This window comes from Citrobacter portucalensis (genome assembly GCF_023374935.1).
Taxonomy (GTDB): Bacteria; Pseudomonadota; Gammaproteobacteria; order Enterobacterales; family Enterobacteriaceae; genus Citrobacter; species Citrobacter portucalensis.
This window is the reverse complement of the sequence record NZ_CP092466.1, coordinates 37,907-52,761: the sequence shown is the minus strand read 5'-3', so window position 1 is coordinate 52,761 and position 14,855 is coordinate 37,907. Positions and strand designations below refer to the sequence as shown.

The window sequence follows — 14,855 nt, the reverse complement described above, 5'->3', positions numbered from 1 at the left end:
TTACGCTGACCGGGCTGGTGACATGAGGTTATCTGTAGGCCGGATAAGCGAAGTGCCATCCGGCGATAGCAACATCACACCAGGGTTTTAACTATCTCCATCAACCTGACGACGTCTGCAGGCCGGGTATTACCGGTCTGTGGGTCGATAATCGAGCTGTAAACATGCGGCATGACGCGCGGTACTCCCGCCTCCAGACAGGATTGCAGGATAACGCCGAAGTTATCGAGATCGATACCGCCGGTCGGTTCAATCAGCGTCATGCCGTTTCTCGCCGCTGTCGTCGCCAGTGCATATAGCTCAGGCAGCGACTGTTCACCGCCCATTGGGAAGAACTTCGCCGCATGGGCTCCTGAATCCAACATCATACGGACCGCTGCATCGCAGGAAACGCGGGCTGGCGTGCCCTGGCTGCTGCTGACGCCGGTCGAGATCAACACGTCCCCCGGCGTGCCACTGGGACTGACTAACGCGTTGATATGGGTCTGTTCACCGCCCGTTGCCGCCAAGGCGCCTGCCGCAAACCCGCAACCGGTAAAGGTCTGGTTGACGTGTGCTGGATGTACCTGTGAGGCAATCATCGCCGCTTTGTAATACTGCGCCGGGTCACCGGCCCCCAACCCCACAGAAATCGACGGCACGTCGTTCATCCAACGTTTTACTTCCAGAATACCTTCCTCAACCGAGGAAAACTGCGCCGAAAGAATGCCAATCACCGCGTGGCCTTCGGCAGCATCATAGATTTCCCGCGCATTGGCGATATCCTTCGCCAGCACGTTAATAGCCACTTTATTACGATAAAAATTAATGTGTTGCATGTTCTGCAATCTCCTTTAATCGGGCCACGATCAGCGCCATTTCCCCTTCTGCGACCGTACGCGGGTCAAGGCTAAAGACGCCCTGATGAAGGTTGTAACGGCGAGCGTAGATCGCGATATCGCCCTCACGCAGGTGCGCTTCTACAGCGTAAGCATCCATTCCCAGCACCTGCGCATTCACCCGAATACGAATCCGCCAGATGGCGCGTCCGGCCTCATCCTGCTCGATATCCGCATCCAGTCCGCGAATCTCTGAAATCGCCTGCGCCACGGGGCGGAGCTCTTCGGTGGTGACCACGGTTTGTCCCTGATGGTAGTTTTCCAGGGCATACACCAACCCAACCATATTCTCTTTGCCGATTTTCATCGCCCGGGCAATCCCGTGGTGCTGCGCTTTACACGCGGCAATCCACTGTTTCTTCCCGGTGATAAATCCGGAGGTCGGCGCGTTAAAAGCTTTTGCCCCGCTGTAGACCACCATATCCGCCCCGCTCGCCACCCATGCGTGTAAATCCTCCTCGGCGGCAGCATCGACAATCAGCGGCAGGTTGTGAACCTGCGCGATCTGCACAAAATCCGCAATGCTCAACATCCCCTTCTGCACGCAGTGGTGCGATTTCACGTACAGCAGCGCGGCGGTGCTATCGGTAATCGCGCTCTCCAGCTGCCAGCGGGCCGCCAGATTACTTGAGCCAACCTCCACCACCCGCCCGCCGCCCAAACGGATGGCGCTGGTGATGGGCGCACCGTAGTCAACGTTATGCCCGCGCAGCATGACCACTTCATTGGCCATACCTGCGCTGTCCGGCATCAGCGAGACTCGCGCCTGGTCGCCGCGAGTAATGGCGGCGGCAACAGCGATAGCAATGCCCGCCGATGCACAGGAGGTGACATAGCTGTCTTCAGCCCCGGTGTAGCGGGAAACCAGTTCTCCAGCTCTGTCCACCAGCCGATCAATTTCAACAAAGGCTGAAGCAGCCCGCGCGGTGGCCTGCATTACTTCCGGCGCTACGCTGGAAACACCCAGAATCGTCATCTTGCCGCAGGCGTTAATGACCTGTTTTAGCCCCAATTGTTGGTAGATATTCTGTGTCATGGCTTACAGTACTCCCAGCAGCGAACAAACCACGCTGAGCGCGACAATCGACAGTAAAATCGTTGTGTAACGCGGTCCTTTCTTCACCAGATAGAAATAGATGGTGAACACCGCCGCCAGCGGCAACAGGCCGGGGGCAATAGAGTCGAGGATTTGCTGGACCACAACTTCAGAGCCTTTCAGGGCGCTAAGTTTTAACGGCGTGGTGATCTTGACGTAGCTTGCAGAAAGCGCGCCCATCATGATCAAACCCAGCACGTTAGCGCCGTAGATAAGTTCCTTTATTCGCCCTCCCTGCAGCAGCCCAATTATCGAGTCACGCCCCAGCGTATAGCCTTTGTGAACCATGCCATAGCTGATTGCCAGCGTAATAGCAGGATAGAGAATTAACGGTACAATTCCGCCCATCGCGCTGCCATTCGCCGCAAACGGGATGAATATAGCAATTAACAGCGGCATCACGGCGGCCCAGATGATGGAGTCCCCCATCCCGGCCAGTGGTCCCATCAACCCGGTTTTAATCCCGGTAATTGAGGCGTCGCTGATCGGCTCGCCGCGGGTTTTCTGTTCCTCCATCGCAATGGAGATCCCCTGAATCACCGCCCCGAACGTCTGCTCCGAGTTAAAGAAGTTCAAATGGCGTTTCAGCGCTTCAACCTGCTCCTCTTTTTGCGGGTAGAGTTTTTTGATGATCGGCGTCATTGAGGCGCAGAAAATAAGGCTTTGCAAACGTTCATAGGAGCTGGAAACTTCCGCGCCTAGCCAGTAGATAAACCAGGCTTTGGTGATGTCTGCTTTGGTCAACGTGCCGCTTTCACGCGCGCGCTCCACCAGTTCATGCTGCATTACATCGCTGCTCATCATGCTGCTCCTTCATTTTTCGCCAGACCTTTAATGAGGAAGGCCACACAGGTACCAAAGATTGCCATCGCCATGATGTCTACCTTCAGGTACAGCACCGCAAAGAAACCACCGATAAACCATGGCAGCAGGCTCTTTTTACCGATCACCATAATGGTGATGGCGAAGCCCAGCGCCGGCAGAATGCCGCCCATAATTTCAAAGGAGTGCGTCAGCCAATGCGGCATCAGCTTAAGGAAGCTTTCCACAACGTCCTGACCAAAATAGTTGGCGGCGAAGACCACCGGGAAACGCAGTACCAGCCCGAGCAAAGCCGGGTAGAGGAACGCACAGCGCATAATGCCCGCCATGTTTGCCGTTTCCGCATGCTTGTCGGCCATATGTACCCACGCCGCGTTTAGCGTGCGGCGCAACTGGTCGAGGAACACGCCGATAACGCCAAACGGGATCGCCAGTGCGATAGCCAGGTTCGGGTCCATTCCGGCCTTCACGGCGATAGGAATTGAAATGCAGGCAGCCAGCGCCGGATCCGACGGGACGTTGCCGCCTGGCGTGGAGGTCACGCCGAGATAAACCAGCTGCATACCTGCACCGATGATCATCGCCGTTTCCATGTTGCCTAACAGCAGACCAACGAATACGGCAATCACCACTGGCTGTAGCAGCATGGCGGAGAAGGTGTAGCCAAGGCGTAATCGGGCAAACCAGTAATACAACCCCATCAGGCTTGCGAAGACTAAAGTATCCATAATTAAGTACCCTGTTATCAAAGAATTAGAATTTTTTCAGGATATCGTCCAGCGACTGAGGCTTATCTTCCGGGATAGTCTGGAAGAACACCTGAATCCCACGATTTTTCAGGTCGCTCAGAATGCCGACGTCTTTTTCATCCAGCGTAATGTTCTGGAATACCGCTTTGCGGTTTGGCCCACCGCCCAGCCCACCGACCTGAATGGTGGTGACATCAAAACCCAACTGGACCGCTTCCTGAACCGCCGCCAGAGAGGGGAACAGCACCAGCACTTTGCCGTCACCAAGCTGGTTTTCTTTCCATGCGGCGGCAAAACTCTGGTTACCAAAGCAATCCACTTTGATGTTCGGCGGCGCGGCCATCAGGTAGATGTTTTTCATAAACGGATCGGCATCCAGCTCATCGCTGACCACTGCAATCCGGTTTGCCTGAGATTGCCCAACCCATTTGGTCACCACTTGTCCATGAATCAGACGGCTATCGATACGACATAAAACGATGTTTGCCATGATGTTTATTCCTTATTGTGATTGTTGTAATTGACGTACGTGGGCAACAACGTCCAGGCAGCTACTACGCCCGGCCTCGACCAGATCGGCCACGCAGGTGGTCAATTGGCCATGCTCGCGTTTGTCCAGCGCCTCCAGTAACAAAGAGGCGTTCAGCCCGGAAATCACTGCCACCGGGTAATCGGCGCTCAGCCGCGCGGCCACGTTAGAGGTGGTGCCGCCAATAAAATCGGTCAGAATCAGTGAGCCTTCCGGCATGGTTTTCACCACGGCTTCGACGCGTTGATAAAACTCGCCGAGCGTATCAACAGGCATCAACGCGATTTCCGTTACGCCTTTGATTTCGCCCATCACCATGCGCAGGCTGTTGCAAAGCTGTTGCCCCCAGCCGCCATGGGTCAGCAGCAGGATCTGGGGCAAGGATTCAGTGGTAGTCAAAATGGCCTCCTGGCTCGATTACATGAGACTTGCAATGCCTGATGGCGCTTTCGCTTATCAGGCCTACGGGAAGTGCTTTTGTAGGCTGGATAAGGCGTTTTATGCCGCCATCCGGCAAACTCATCAAAGTAAGAGCAAAGGCTGTGCCAGAATTTGTGTCACGCGGGGGAGTGGTGGAGGCTGACGGGACGTAACGCCCCGCCAGACAAGGGGTTAGCTATACAACAGTTCGTAGATATAAATATATTCCGCGTCCGATAACCGAATGGCATAGGCCTCTTCAATCGGCAGAAAAGCGGATTTAATGACACTAAACGCACGAACATCCAGATCCGGCTTGTTCTCCAGCGCCATCTGTAACGGTTTGCGGTTAATCACAATACGCTCGACCATACAGCAGCAATGGATCAGGAAGCGCAGTGTCACCTGACGGCTCGGTTTGAGCGACAGCGCAGCGGTCAGATTATTCAGCACGCCTTCCATCTCTTTCAGAATACGCTGCGGGTTGAGCACCGAAATATGGTTAATGATGCTCTCCATAGTCAACGCGCTGATAAAGCGCATCGCGCTACGTTCCATCTCCAGCCGGCGTTCGCTGCTGGAGAGATCTGGCGTCAGCAGGCTGAGCACCAGCTCAGGGCCTTGCTCAGAGAACAACTCCTCGAGCGAGATAAACGGAATATCCGGCAGTCCTGGCTGGAAAGTACCCACTATGCCCGCCAGACGTTCACTGGCGTTAATCGCCTGCTGAACACGCTCCAGGCTGCGAACTTCGTTGTAATCGAGGATCACCATCCGCGTATCCTGCGACATCAACTCACCGAAGCTCTCTTCCAGCACCTTTTTGATTTTTTCTGCTGTTCCCATCCCTGTAATGCAAGAAATGACCAGCACTTTACCGCTGTTTTCCTGCTGTGGCGTACAGAGCTGACAGGGAATATTTTTGCTCTGCATCAACGCCGCCAGCTGCGGCAAGTCGCTGGTTTCGTAGCTTAAATCCAACCCTATTTCCAGCAGACTGGTGAGCGTGATGTTGGGCATCAGCAGAACGTCTATCTGGAATAATTTGCTGATCGTACTGCCAAAATGGACCAGCGAGCCAATATCCACCATCAGGATCAATCGGCGATACTGCCGGGTTTGGATCATCTGTGTCAGAGCTTCCAGCGTGTCATGCACTGACTGCTCGAAAGGCATATCGATAGCGCTGAACACCTCGCGCTCCAGCACGCGATTCACGTACTGCGCCTGGCTTGTGGCGGTCGTGGCGCCATGGGCAATCAAAATCACCCCGCAGTCAGGACTGGCGTCTATCCGTTGGCGGTAATGGCGACACTCTTTGAGGAACAGGCACAGCCAGACCACCTCCGTCGCCGGACACTGAATATGCAGCAGTTCATTGATTTTTCGGCATAACAGCGTGGCGTTTTCGTATTCATCTTTGCAGCGATCGAGGATCAGGCTGGAAGAATAAAGTTGCGGAATAAGGCCGCGCTGCACGTAGCCAATCAGCGCCAGAAAGTGTTTGCGCAGCGGGTTTACCAGATTTTCCGGCAGCGTAAAACCAAGCACCTGCTCAACGCAGCCGATCAGCAGTGTAACTCGCTCTTCAATCTGATCGCCATAGCGCGGGGGATGCGCCACACTGTCGCGGCTGTAGAGACCATATTCAAAAATCGAGCTGAGTTTGTTTTTGAGGATTGCCAGCGTTTCAGCAGGTGGTACGTTGCTGTTACGCAGGTTGATATATTCCCGGGTCAGGAAGCTGTAAAAGAGATCACTCTCTTCAATTTCGGCTCCGGTGGCCAGCGAATTTTTCAGTGCCGGCAACGTGCGGGCATCGATGCTCAGGTGCTCTTTGCCTTCGAACAGCGCCCCAACCAGCAGACGTTGTTCCGGCGTGGCGTTAAAGGGGATCTCGGTCAGACGTTTATCCAACTGTAGCGTATCGCTGTGCTCCGTCATCCCCGAGGCCCAGGCCTGGGCGCAGAGAAACTGAATGTCGCTCTTGAGCTGACCAATATTGCCTTCCAGCGGCTTGTTCAGCAGCCAGAGCAGCAGGGTACGGTCGATGCTTATCGTACGCTCGATTTTGCGGCTCTCACGCTGTAAGAAACCAACGATCAGCTCAACCTGCTCTTCGACCGAACGCTGGCGAATGTCGGGGAGATCGATACATACCTGAATACGTCGCTGGAAAGTGCGCAGCAACGCCGAACTTACCGGTTCGGTGGTCGCACATATCAGGCGAACCGAGATTGAACGCGCCACGGCGCTTGAACCCAGCGGCCGGTATTCACCTTTATCGAGAATAGAGAACAGCTTTTCCTGACCTTCATACGGCAGACGATGCACTTCATCGAGCAGGAGATAGCCGCCATCAGCCTGTTCGACCAGACCGGGTTTATTCTCGTTTGCACCGGTAAACGCTCCCTGTCGATGACCAAACAGGTGCGATGAGAGCAGCTCCGGGTTATGCGCGTATTCCGCGCAGTTGAAATAGACCAGCGGTGGAGGTGTTCCCGGTGCACGTTCGCAGGCGAAACTGTGCATCAGTTCGGCAAAAAAGGTTTTACCCACGCCGGAGGGACCGGTCAGCAGAACATGTAGTCCGTGGGGATACAGCACCGCCGCGCGGCCTTTTTCCACCGCATCGCGCAGGCTGCGATCGTAACCAATCAGGCTGGAAAAGGGATCGTCTGTCGCCTGGTTTTCCTGAACAGGCAACAGGTCGGCAACGGTTTGCACTTCACGCTCGGACTCATCTAATTTACGCCCCAGCAGCGCTTCAATCGCCTGACGATGCAGAAAGAATACCGGGCGCCCGCGGCTTTTAATCGCCAGGCCGTCGTTCCAGAGCTGATTGAGATCTTTACTGACCGAGTTGCGCGCCAGCCCGAGGTTGAAGCCGATGGCCTCCGCCGTGAACGCCGTTTCCTGCGCCAGATGGGCAAGATTCAGTCCTCGCGTCAGCCGTTCCAGCTCTCCCAGTATTATCTCAATCCGTCTCATCTCTTTACCGCTTAAGAAATAAATGATTGTTCAGAACATACACTATTATGCTGCGCAAGAAAGTGAGGCGGCATCCAGACCTTCCGGTCATCAAAACGTTTTCGACAAATAATGGCGCGCGGAACCGGTTTCCGGGAAGTTATCGAGGGTCATTTGCAGCTGATAGCCGTTTTTCTGATAAAACGGCAGCGCCTGGAAACTCATGGTATCCACCAGCGCATGCAGGCATCCTCTCTCACGCGCCGTCTGTTCTGCGGCCTGCATCAATTTTGTGCCGTAACCACCTTTACGCAGCGAGTCATGCATCCACAGAAAATCAATGCACAGCCATTCGCCTTTGATTTTGCCGATCAGCCCACCCAGAATGTCATTGCGCTCATCGCGCCAGTACACCGCCAGGTCGCCAAAATTGGTGGTTCTGAGAAACTGCCGGTTGTAAGCGCGCAATCCGGCAAGCAGGGCATTTTGATCGTCTTCGGTAATCGTATCTGTAATCTGTATTTGCATCCTATCCTACTGAAATAACTACAACTTCTGGCTGATTTATTTTTAGACATTAACACAGGGTGATGAGTGAGTCGTATGCCGTCTACACTTACTCTTGAGATGATGCGCATAGACAACAAGGATTATTATCATGAAACGAGTCATTTTTCCGATTATTGCCGTCCTTTTCACGCTACCCGGTCTGGCGCAAGCCGACTCGGCTTATGGCAGTCTGCAGGCTGTACACGAAAAGAATACTGTTATGAAGGATTTGCGTAAGATTTGCACCCCGCAAGGGTCGCCATCTGATGAGGTGTGGGAAAAAACGATTATGGCTGATACGCGTAATCAGCAGCACATCCGCGAAGCCATTCTGGCAATTCAAAGAAACAATCAAAACAACTACTGGGAAGCGCTTGGCAAAGTTGAATGCCCGGATTTATAGCCATTATGTTGTAAAATGAGCACTGTAACCGGTTTCTGTATCGTAAAAACACGTATTGTTGCCAGAACAGATAAATAGCAATGGAGCAACAATATGCGATACCGTTTTCCTGAAAACTTCTGGTGGGGCAGTGCCTGCTCGGCGCTACAAACCGAAGGAGATAGCCTGAACGGCGGCAAAAGCCAGACCACGTGGGATGTGTGGTTCGACCGCCAGCCAGGTCGTTTCCATCAGGGGGTTGGCCCGGCGAACACCTCAGGCTTTTATCAGCACTGGAAACAGGACATCGCACTGCTCAAACAGCTGAAACACAACAGCTTCCGTACATCTCTGAGCTGGTCACGCCTGATCCCGGACGGCACCGGTGAGGTTAATCCTGAGGCCGTCGATTTCTATGATAACGTCATCGACGAGCTGCTGGCGCAAGGCATAACGCCATTTATCACTCTGTTCCACTTCGACATGCCGATGGGGATGCAGGAAAAAGGCGGCTGGGAAAACCGTGAAGTGGTCGAGGCGTTTGGCCACTACGCACAGACGTGTTTCAAATTGTTCGGCAACCGCGTTAAGCACTGGTTCACCTTCAACGAGCCGATTGTTCCGGTAGAAGGTGGTTATTTGTATGACTTCCATTACCCTAGCGTGGTGGATTTCAAACGTGCGGCCACCGTGGCGTACCATACCGTGCTGGCGCATGCGACGGCGGTGCGGGCGTATCGTGATGCAAACCATGACGGTGAAATTGGCGTGGTATTAAACCTGACGCCTTCGTATCCGCGCTCGCAGCATCCGGCAGATGTCAAAGCCGCGCACCATGCGGATCTGCTGTTTAATCGCAGCTTCCTCGACCCGGTACTGAAAGGGGAATATCCGGCGGATCTGGTGGCATTGCTGAAAGAGTACGATCAGCTTCCGGCCTGCCAGCCAGGCGATGCGCAGTTGATCGCCGACGGCAAAATCGACCTGCTGGGGATTAACTATTATCAGCCGCGTCGTGTGAAATGCCGCGATACGGCAGTCAATCCGAATGCGCCATTTATGCCGGAGTGGCTGTTTGATTACTACGAAATGCCGGGACGTAAAATGAACCCTTATCGCGGCTGGGAAATTTATGAGCCGGGTATTTACGATATTATTACCAATCTTCGCGATAATTACGGTAACCCACGCTGCTTTATTTCAGAAAACGGTATGGGCGTAGAAAACGAACAGCGCTTTATTCAGGAAGGGCAAATTAACGACAGCTACCGTATCGAATTTGTTGCTGAGCATCTGAAATGGCTACATAAAGGCATTAGCGAAGGCTGTCATTGTCTTGGCTACCATATGTGGACCTTTATTGATAACTGGTCATGGCTCAACGGCTATAAAAACCGCTACGGTTTTGTCCAGCTGGATTTAGAAACGCAAAAACGCACAGTGAAAAAGAGCGGCGAATGGTTTGCCCATACCGCCGAAAATAATGGTTTTGATTGATTAAGTTGCCGGATGACAGTGTTGACTGAAAACGATGCGCCATCCGGCAACTGTTTTCACTGAATCCTGACCTTCATCGTAACCAAAAGCGCCGTCAGCAGCATCAGGCTGCCGGAAAGCATCAGAGGCGACAGCAGTCCGAGGGTATCGAGCGCATAGCCTCCCACCGCTGCCCCGCAGGTATTGGCAAGCTGGATCACGGCGACCTGGACGGATCCGGCTTTTTCTGCCTGATCGGCAAGCGAACGGGTGATCCACGTCGACCAGCCGACCGGTACCAGCGCAAACAACAGCCCCCAAATAATCGCAATACCCGCCGCGACCACTTTGTCGCTGCCCCATAGGATCAGGACCAGCGCACTGAGCGCCAGCACCAGTGGCGCACCGGCTAACGCCAGTTTGACCGAACGCTTCAAAATCATCGACGAGAACGACGTACCAACGAAACTGGCAATACCGAAGCTCAGCAGCACCAGCGTCAGGCCATCAACGTCAAAGCCCGCCAGATTCATATAGATCGGGCGAATATAGGTAAAGAAGGCGAACTGACCAGCAAAGGACATGAAGATGGCAATCATCCCGGCCATCACCCCAGGACGCTGCAACAGGCTGAACATGTTTTGTTTCTGATGCGAAGGTTCACCCGGCAGCGAAGGCAACGCTCTCACCACCCAAATAGTGCACAGCACGCCCATTACCGCCGCCGCATTAAACACGTTACGCCAGCCGATAATGCCGCCCAAAAAGCTTCCCAACGGCGCGGCAATCACCAGCGCGATGGACACCGCGCCAAAAATAACCGACAGCGCCTTCGGCACCGTACGTGCAGGAACCAGACGCATGGTCAGCGACGCCGACATCGCCCAGAAGCCGCCAAGCGCCAGACCGAGGCAGGCGCGGCCAACGAGCAGCAGCGAAAAAGAATTGGCAAAGGAAACCAGCAGACAGGAAAGCGTCAGTAGCACCGAAAACAGAATCACCACATAGCGACGATCGGTCGCCTGAATAATTTGCGTCACAAACAGGCTGGCAAACATGGCGACAAATGCCGTCACGGTCACCGATTGTCCGGCCACGCCTTCAGAAATCCCCAAATCCTGCGCCATCGGCGTTAACAGGCTAACGGGGAGAAATTCAACGGTTATCAGGCAGGCAACGCAGAACGCCACGGCAAATACCGCCGACCAGTTAGGTCGGGAATTTGCCTCAGCGCGGGATTTTTGTTCAACAGCTTCACTCATTTTGTTACCTGCGTGGGGTTATTGTAGAAAAGTTACGCTGTGTAACATTAAATTTGTGACGTAATTAACGTTTTGACAACTATTCACCAGAGATCGGCTGCGCCTTATCCGGCCCAGGACAGAGAGCCCTTTCTGACTCAATTAAGCGTCACGCGCAGCCCGGGCCAGGCCGGTTATCCACTCCTGGTGACCGTTGATCATCGGATTGGGCAGCGTACGTGCCAGTTCTTGTGCCGGAACACCAATTTGTGATTCCTGGGTCAGAATACGTACGCGCCCGCCGGGTAAATCCTCAAAGAGCCAGGCGTGGATCACATCCAGACGTGTAGTGGCATCGCCTTCCGCCCAGCCATGCCAGGCAACACGCGCGGCCTGGCCGTCAACCGGCGGCACATACTCGGTGATTTGCGCTTCGATGGGGAAACCAAAAGTCGTAAAACGAAAACGGGCATCCATGCTTAACAATGGACCGGAACCGTCGTGAAAACGGATATCCGCCACGTTGCTGTAATACGTCGGCCAGCGCGTTGTGTCATTAAGCTGTGCCCAGACGGCACGGGCGCTCAGTCCGGCAACGATAATTTCATTTGAAGCAAAGTTATCAGTCGTCCCCGGCAGATACGCTGCAGGCCAGATAATTGCACGTTGTTGAGTCGCTTGATTCATGATGTACCTCGTTGTGTGAGTTAACGAGGTACATCATGCTTTCGCGTAAGATATAAAGATAATGACGATTCAAAATAGTCGTCATCATAAATTTTGATATCAGTGCAGCCAGTGCACGCCATCCTCGGGCTGGAAAAAGGCGTTATAGCGCATCTGGAACGCATTAAGCTCCTGCATATCCGGCTCCATCTCGCGCAGAAAACCGAGCGCCAGACGCACCTGCGCGTCGGTAATCGGTGCAGCCAGCCGGGCTTTTTGCAGCCAGCGGTGCCATTGCAACAAGTTCTGCTCACTGCCGTCGACAATAACGATTTGCCAGATCAACAGCACCTGGGCGGCATTTTGTAGATGCGATTCATCAGGACGGTGGAGGTACTGTAAAAAAGCCTCACCCTGTACTTTTCCCATCTGATCGATCATCGATTCTACCGGCACGACATCAATGTTCAGCCGCTCGCTCAGACGGCGAATTGCCCGCCGCGACCCGGACGTTAGCACCCGAAATCCCACCACAAAAACAACCACCAGCGTGGCCAGCATTATCCAAATCATGCACACATCCATTACCAGACAGGACGCCCATCATAGCGGCAAATTCACCTCTGTCGACGACTGAACGTGTCATAATGTGACTTATCGAACTCGCAGGCAGACATCATGAAATCTGATATCAGAACGCTCGATCTCAATCTGTTAAAAACGCTGGATGCCCTGCTGGATGAACGCAGCGTAACCCGGGCGGCGCAGCGGCTGTCGCTCACCCAGCCTGCGGTAAGCGGTATGCTCAACCGCCTGCGCGACTATTTTGACGATCCGCTGTTTAGTCGCACACCGCATGGCATTGTTCCGACGCTGCGTGCCCAACAGTTGGCCGCCCCGGTCAAACAGATCCTCAGCGATATCGATATCCTGCTTAAACCGACACAATTTGACCCGCTCACCGCAGCGCTCACCTTTACCGTCGCCGCTACGGATTACGCGCTCAAAGCGGTTATCGTGCCATTTATTGCCGCGCTTCGCGTGCGCGCACCGGGCATTCGTGTACGAGTGATCCCGGTTGAGCCAGTGCTGCTCACCACACAGTTTGAGCAGGGGAAAATCGACCTGGCGTTGCTGACGCCGGATTCCACGCCCGACAACCTGCATAGCCGGGCGTTATATGATGAAGAGTACGTTTGTCTCATGCGTCATGCGCATCCTGATGCGGGGCAACCGCTGACGCTCGATCGCTTCTGCGCGCTGGAGCATGTGCTGGTTTCTTATGAGGGTGAAAGTTTCTGGGGCGTCACCGATGAGGCACTGGCAAGCGTCGGACGCCAACGGCAGATTGGTTTGTCGGTTAGCAGCTTCCTGGTATTGCCGGACATCCTCGCCATCAGTGATATGATTGCCGTTGTTCCTGCCCGTCTGGCGTATGACGACACCCGTATGCACGTTTTACCGCCCCCGCTGCCCATAACCGGTTTTACAAAAAGCATGGCCTGGCATGAACGCACGCATCGCGATGCCGCTCATCAGTGGCTGCGCAATCTGGTACATGAAACCAGCCAGTTTAGAGCATAAAAAAGCCCGCCATTAAGGCGGGCAAAAGTTACCAATGCACACTTAACTTAAGCTACTTTCAATTGTTGAATCTTTTTCTCGCGGCGAATTTTACGTTCTTCAAACACAGCCACGATGGCCATCAGGCAGATACAACCGATAGCGGCAGCATCCAGCGCGGCGAAAGTGCCTGCCCAGCCGGTCAGCCCGAAAATCGGCGTGCCGTCGGCAATCATCCCCAAACCGAGCTTGGCGAAGCTGTCACCAATCAGATAAGCGAAAGTGCCTTTAATCCCATCGGCTGCGCCGATCGCTTTTTTCGGCACAAACCCGACTGCCGCAACGCCGATTAACAGCTGTGGGCCAAACACCAGGAAGCCCAGCGCAAACAGCGAAGCCAGATAAACGTACTGGTTGCTGGCGTGCTGATAAACGCCCAGGGTGGCGATAATCAACGCCAGCGCTACACAGGCCACCAGCGCACGACGACCGTTCGCCAGGTCAGAGAGCCAACCCCACAGCAGCGTACCGACCAACGCGCCCACTTCGAACAGGGTAAAGCCCTGAATCGCCACTTCTTTGGAAAGCTTCAGCTCCTGGAAGGCGTAGACTGTGGACCACTGGTCGATACCGATACGCACTACGTACAGGAAGATGTTCGAGAAACATAACAGCCAGATCACTTTGTTTTTCAGCACGTACTCAACAAAGATCTGCCATTTGGTCATCTCGTTTTCTTCGGTTTCTTTGTCTTCTTCGCTGATCTCCTCACCGAACAGCTCTTCGGCTTTACCGAGGCCATAAGATTCCGGGGAGTCGCTGCCGTAGCGCAGGCCGATAAAGCCAACAATCAGAGCAATAATCGACGGGAAGATAAACATACCGATGACGTGACCGTCGAACAGATAGTTAGCGCCAAACAGCGCCACGCCCGCCGCACCCGCACCGCCGAGGTTGTGGGAGATATTCCACATGCCGAGGTAGGAACCCCGCTTGCGACGCGGCGTCCATTTAGTAATGGTGGAATAGCTACATGAGCCGCCAGTACTCTGGAAGAAACCGCTCAGCGCGTAGAAAGCGATCATCAAAAACAGGCTGGTTGAACCCGCGCCCATGCTGGCGCTGAAGCCGAGCATACAGATGGCGGAGAGGATCAGCATAAACGGCAGGAACTGCTTGGTGTTTTTTCCATCCGCGTAGTAGGAAACCAGCGTTTTACCCACGCCGTAGGTGATGGAGAAGCCCAGGCCAATCATCCCCAGCTGCGTCATGCTCAGCCCGTAGGTGGAGATCATGTCGTTCTGCGCGATGTTGAAGTTTTTGCGGATCAGGTACATGGTCAGGTAGCCGATAAAGACTACCAGATAGGACTGCATGAACGGTTTGAACCACATTTTGCGCCGCACATCGAGCGGCAGATCCAGGGTCGGCTTGCGCACCTGGTTGAGAAAGGCCAGCATTTGACACTCCCGAGCTAATTTTTATACCTGCGAATGGCAGGCATTGTAAAAATC

The 14,855-nt window shown here is 54.1% G+C and carries 15 protein-coding genes; 3 read left to right on the top strand and 12 right to left on the bottom strand.

The features are described from left to right. Positions 1-74 precede the first annotated feature (74 nt). The 8 genes from dagF to LY264_RS00215 form a co-directional block, all read right to left on the bottom strand. Positions 75-818, bottom strand: coding sequence for a 2-dehydro-3-deoxy-phosphogluconate aldolase (gene dagF, locus LY264_RS00250; RefSeq protein ID WP_048227346.1), 744 nt, complete (start codon positions 816-818; stop codon positions 75-77). Next, positions 805-1,914 carry a D-glucosaminate-6-phosphate ammonia lyase gene (dgaE, locus tag LY264_RS00245; RefSeq protein WP_071692551.1) on the bottom strand — a complete coding sequence of 370 codons (1,110 nt, stop codon included), beginning with the start codon at positions 1,912-1,914 and terminating at the stop codon, positions 805-807. The genes dagF and dgaE overlap by 14 nt, the downstream gene beginning before the upstream one ends. A 3-nt stretch (positions 1,915-1,917) precedes the next feature. After that, positions 1,918-2,778 (bottom strand): PTS system mannose/fructose/sorbose family transporter subunit IID, encoded by an 861-nt coding sequence (locus tag LY264_RS00240; RefSeq protein ID WP_165612497.1) that lies wholly within the window; start codon positions 2,776-2,778, stop codon positions 1,918-1,920. Beyond that, positions 2,775-3,524 carry a PTS mannose/fructose/sorbose/N-acetylgalactosamine transporter subunit IIC gene (locus LY264_RS00235; RefSeq protein ID WP_003023960.1) on the bottom strand — a complete coding sequence of 250 codons (750 nt, stop codon included), beginning with the start codon at positions 3,522-3,524 and terminating at the stop codon, positions 2,775-2,777. Before LY264_RS00235 ends, LY264_RS00240 begins: the two co-directional genes overlap by 4 nt. Before the next feature lie 25 nt (positions 3,525-3,549). Further along, complete coding sequence (locus tag LY264_RS00230) at positions 3,550-4,035, bottom strand: PTS sugar transporter subunit IIB (RefSeq protein ID WP_003023959.1); 486 nt, start codon at positions 4,033-4,035, stop codon at positions 3,550-3,552. Between the two features lie 12 nt (positions 4,036-4,047). Beyond that, on the bottom strand, positions 4,048-4,473 hold the full coding sequence (locus tag LY264_RS00225; RefSeq protein WP_048215255.1) for a PTS sugar transporter subunit IIA: 426 nt from the start codon (positions 4,471-4,473) through the stop codon (positions 4,048-4,050). A 213-nt stretch (positions 4,474-4,686) separates the two neighbouring features. Continuing rightward, positions 4,687-7,485: a transcriptional regulator DagR gene (dagR, locus tag LY264_RS00220; RefSeq protein WP_048227347.1), complete on the bottom strand. Its 2,799-nt coding sequence runs from the start codon at positions 7,483-7,485 to the stop codon at positions 4,687-4,689. A 90-nt stretch (positions 7,486-7,575) separates the two neighbouring features. After that, positions 7,576-7,992, bottom strand: a complete 417-nt coding sequence (locus LY264_RS00215; RefSeq protein WP_003827152.1) for a GNAT family N-acetyltransferase — start codon at positions 7,990-7,992, stop codon at positions 7,576-7,578. A 130-nt stretch (positions 7,993-8,122) separates the two neighbouring features. Between LY264_RS00215 and LY264_RS00210 the strand changes: the two genes are divergently transcribed. Further along, entirely contained in the window at positions 8,123-8,416 is a 294-nt protein-coding gene (locus tag LY264_RS00210; protein WP_003827149.1) for a YicS family protein, read from the top strand. Between the two features lie 93 nt (positions 8,417-8,509). Continuing rightward, the gene (locus tag LY264_RS00205) at positions 8,510-9,892 is read left to right on the top strand and encodes a glycoside hydrolase family 1 protein (protein ID WP_048227348.1); all 1,383 of its coding nucleotides are present in this window, start codon (positions 8,510-8,512) and stop codon (positions 9,890-9,892) included. Between the two features lie 56 nt (positions 9,893-9,948). Here the strand turns inward: LY264_RS00205 and nepI are convergent, their stop codons facing one another. The 3 genes from nepI to LY264_RS00190 all read right to left on the bottom strand — a co-directional run bounded on the left by nepI (position 9,949) and on the right by LY264_RS00190 (position 12,351). Continuing rightward, a complete protein-coding gene (nepI, locus tag LY264_RS00200) occupies positions 9,949-11,133 on the bottom strand; it encodes a purine ribonucleoside efflux pump NepI (protein ID WP_048227349.1) in 1,185 nt (394 codons plus the stop codon). A gap of 141 nt (positions 11,134-11,274) precedes the next feature. Continuing rightward, positions 11,275-11,799, bottom strand: coding sequence for an SRPBCC domain-containing protein (locus tag LY264_RS00195; protein ID WP_003827143.1), 525 nt, complete (start codon positions 11,797-11,799; stop codon positions 11,275-11,277). A gap of 99 nt (positions 11,800-11,898) precedes the next feature. Further along, positions 11,899-12,351 carry a DUF1198 family protein gene (locus LY264_RS00190; RefSeq protein WP_003827141.1) on the bottom strand — a complete coding sequence of 151 codons (453 nt, stop codon included), beginning with the start codon at positions 12,349-12,351 and terminating at the stop codon, positions 11,899-11,901. A 105-nt stretch (positions 12,352-12,456) separates the two neighbouring features. Between LY264_RS00190 and LY264_RS00185 the strand changes: the two genes are divergently transcribed. Beyond that, positions 12,457-13,362 (top strand): LysR family transcriptional regulator, encoded by a 906-nt coding sequence (locus tag LY264_RS00185; RefSeq protein ID WP_048227350.1) that lies wholly within the window; start codon positions 12,457-12,459, stop codon positions 13,360-13,362. Between the two features lie 47 nt (positions 13,363-13,409). On the opposite strand, the gene uhpT is transcribed toward LY264_RS00185, so the two are convergent. Further along, positions 13,410-14,801, bottom strand: a complete 1,392-nt coding sequence (uhpT, locus tag LY264_RS00180) for a hexose-6-phosphate:phosphate antiporter (RefSeq protein WP_048227351.1) — start codon at positions 14,799-14,801, stop codon at positions 13,410-13,412. Between the last annotated feature and the right edge of the window lie 54 nt (positions 14,802-14,855).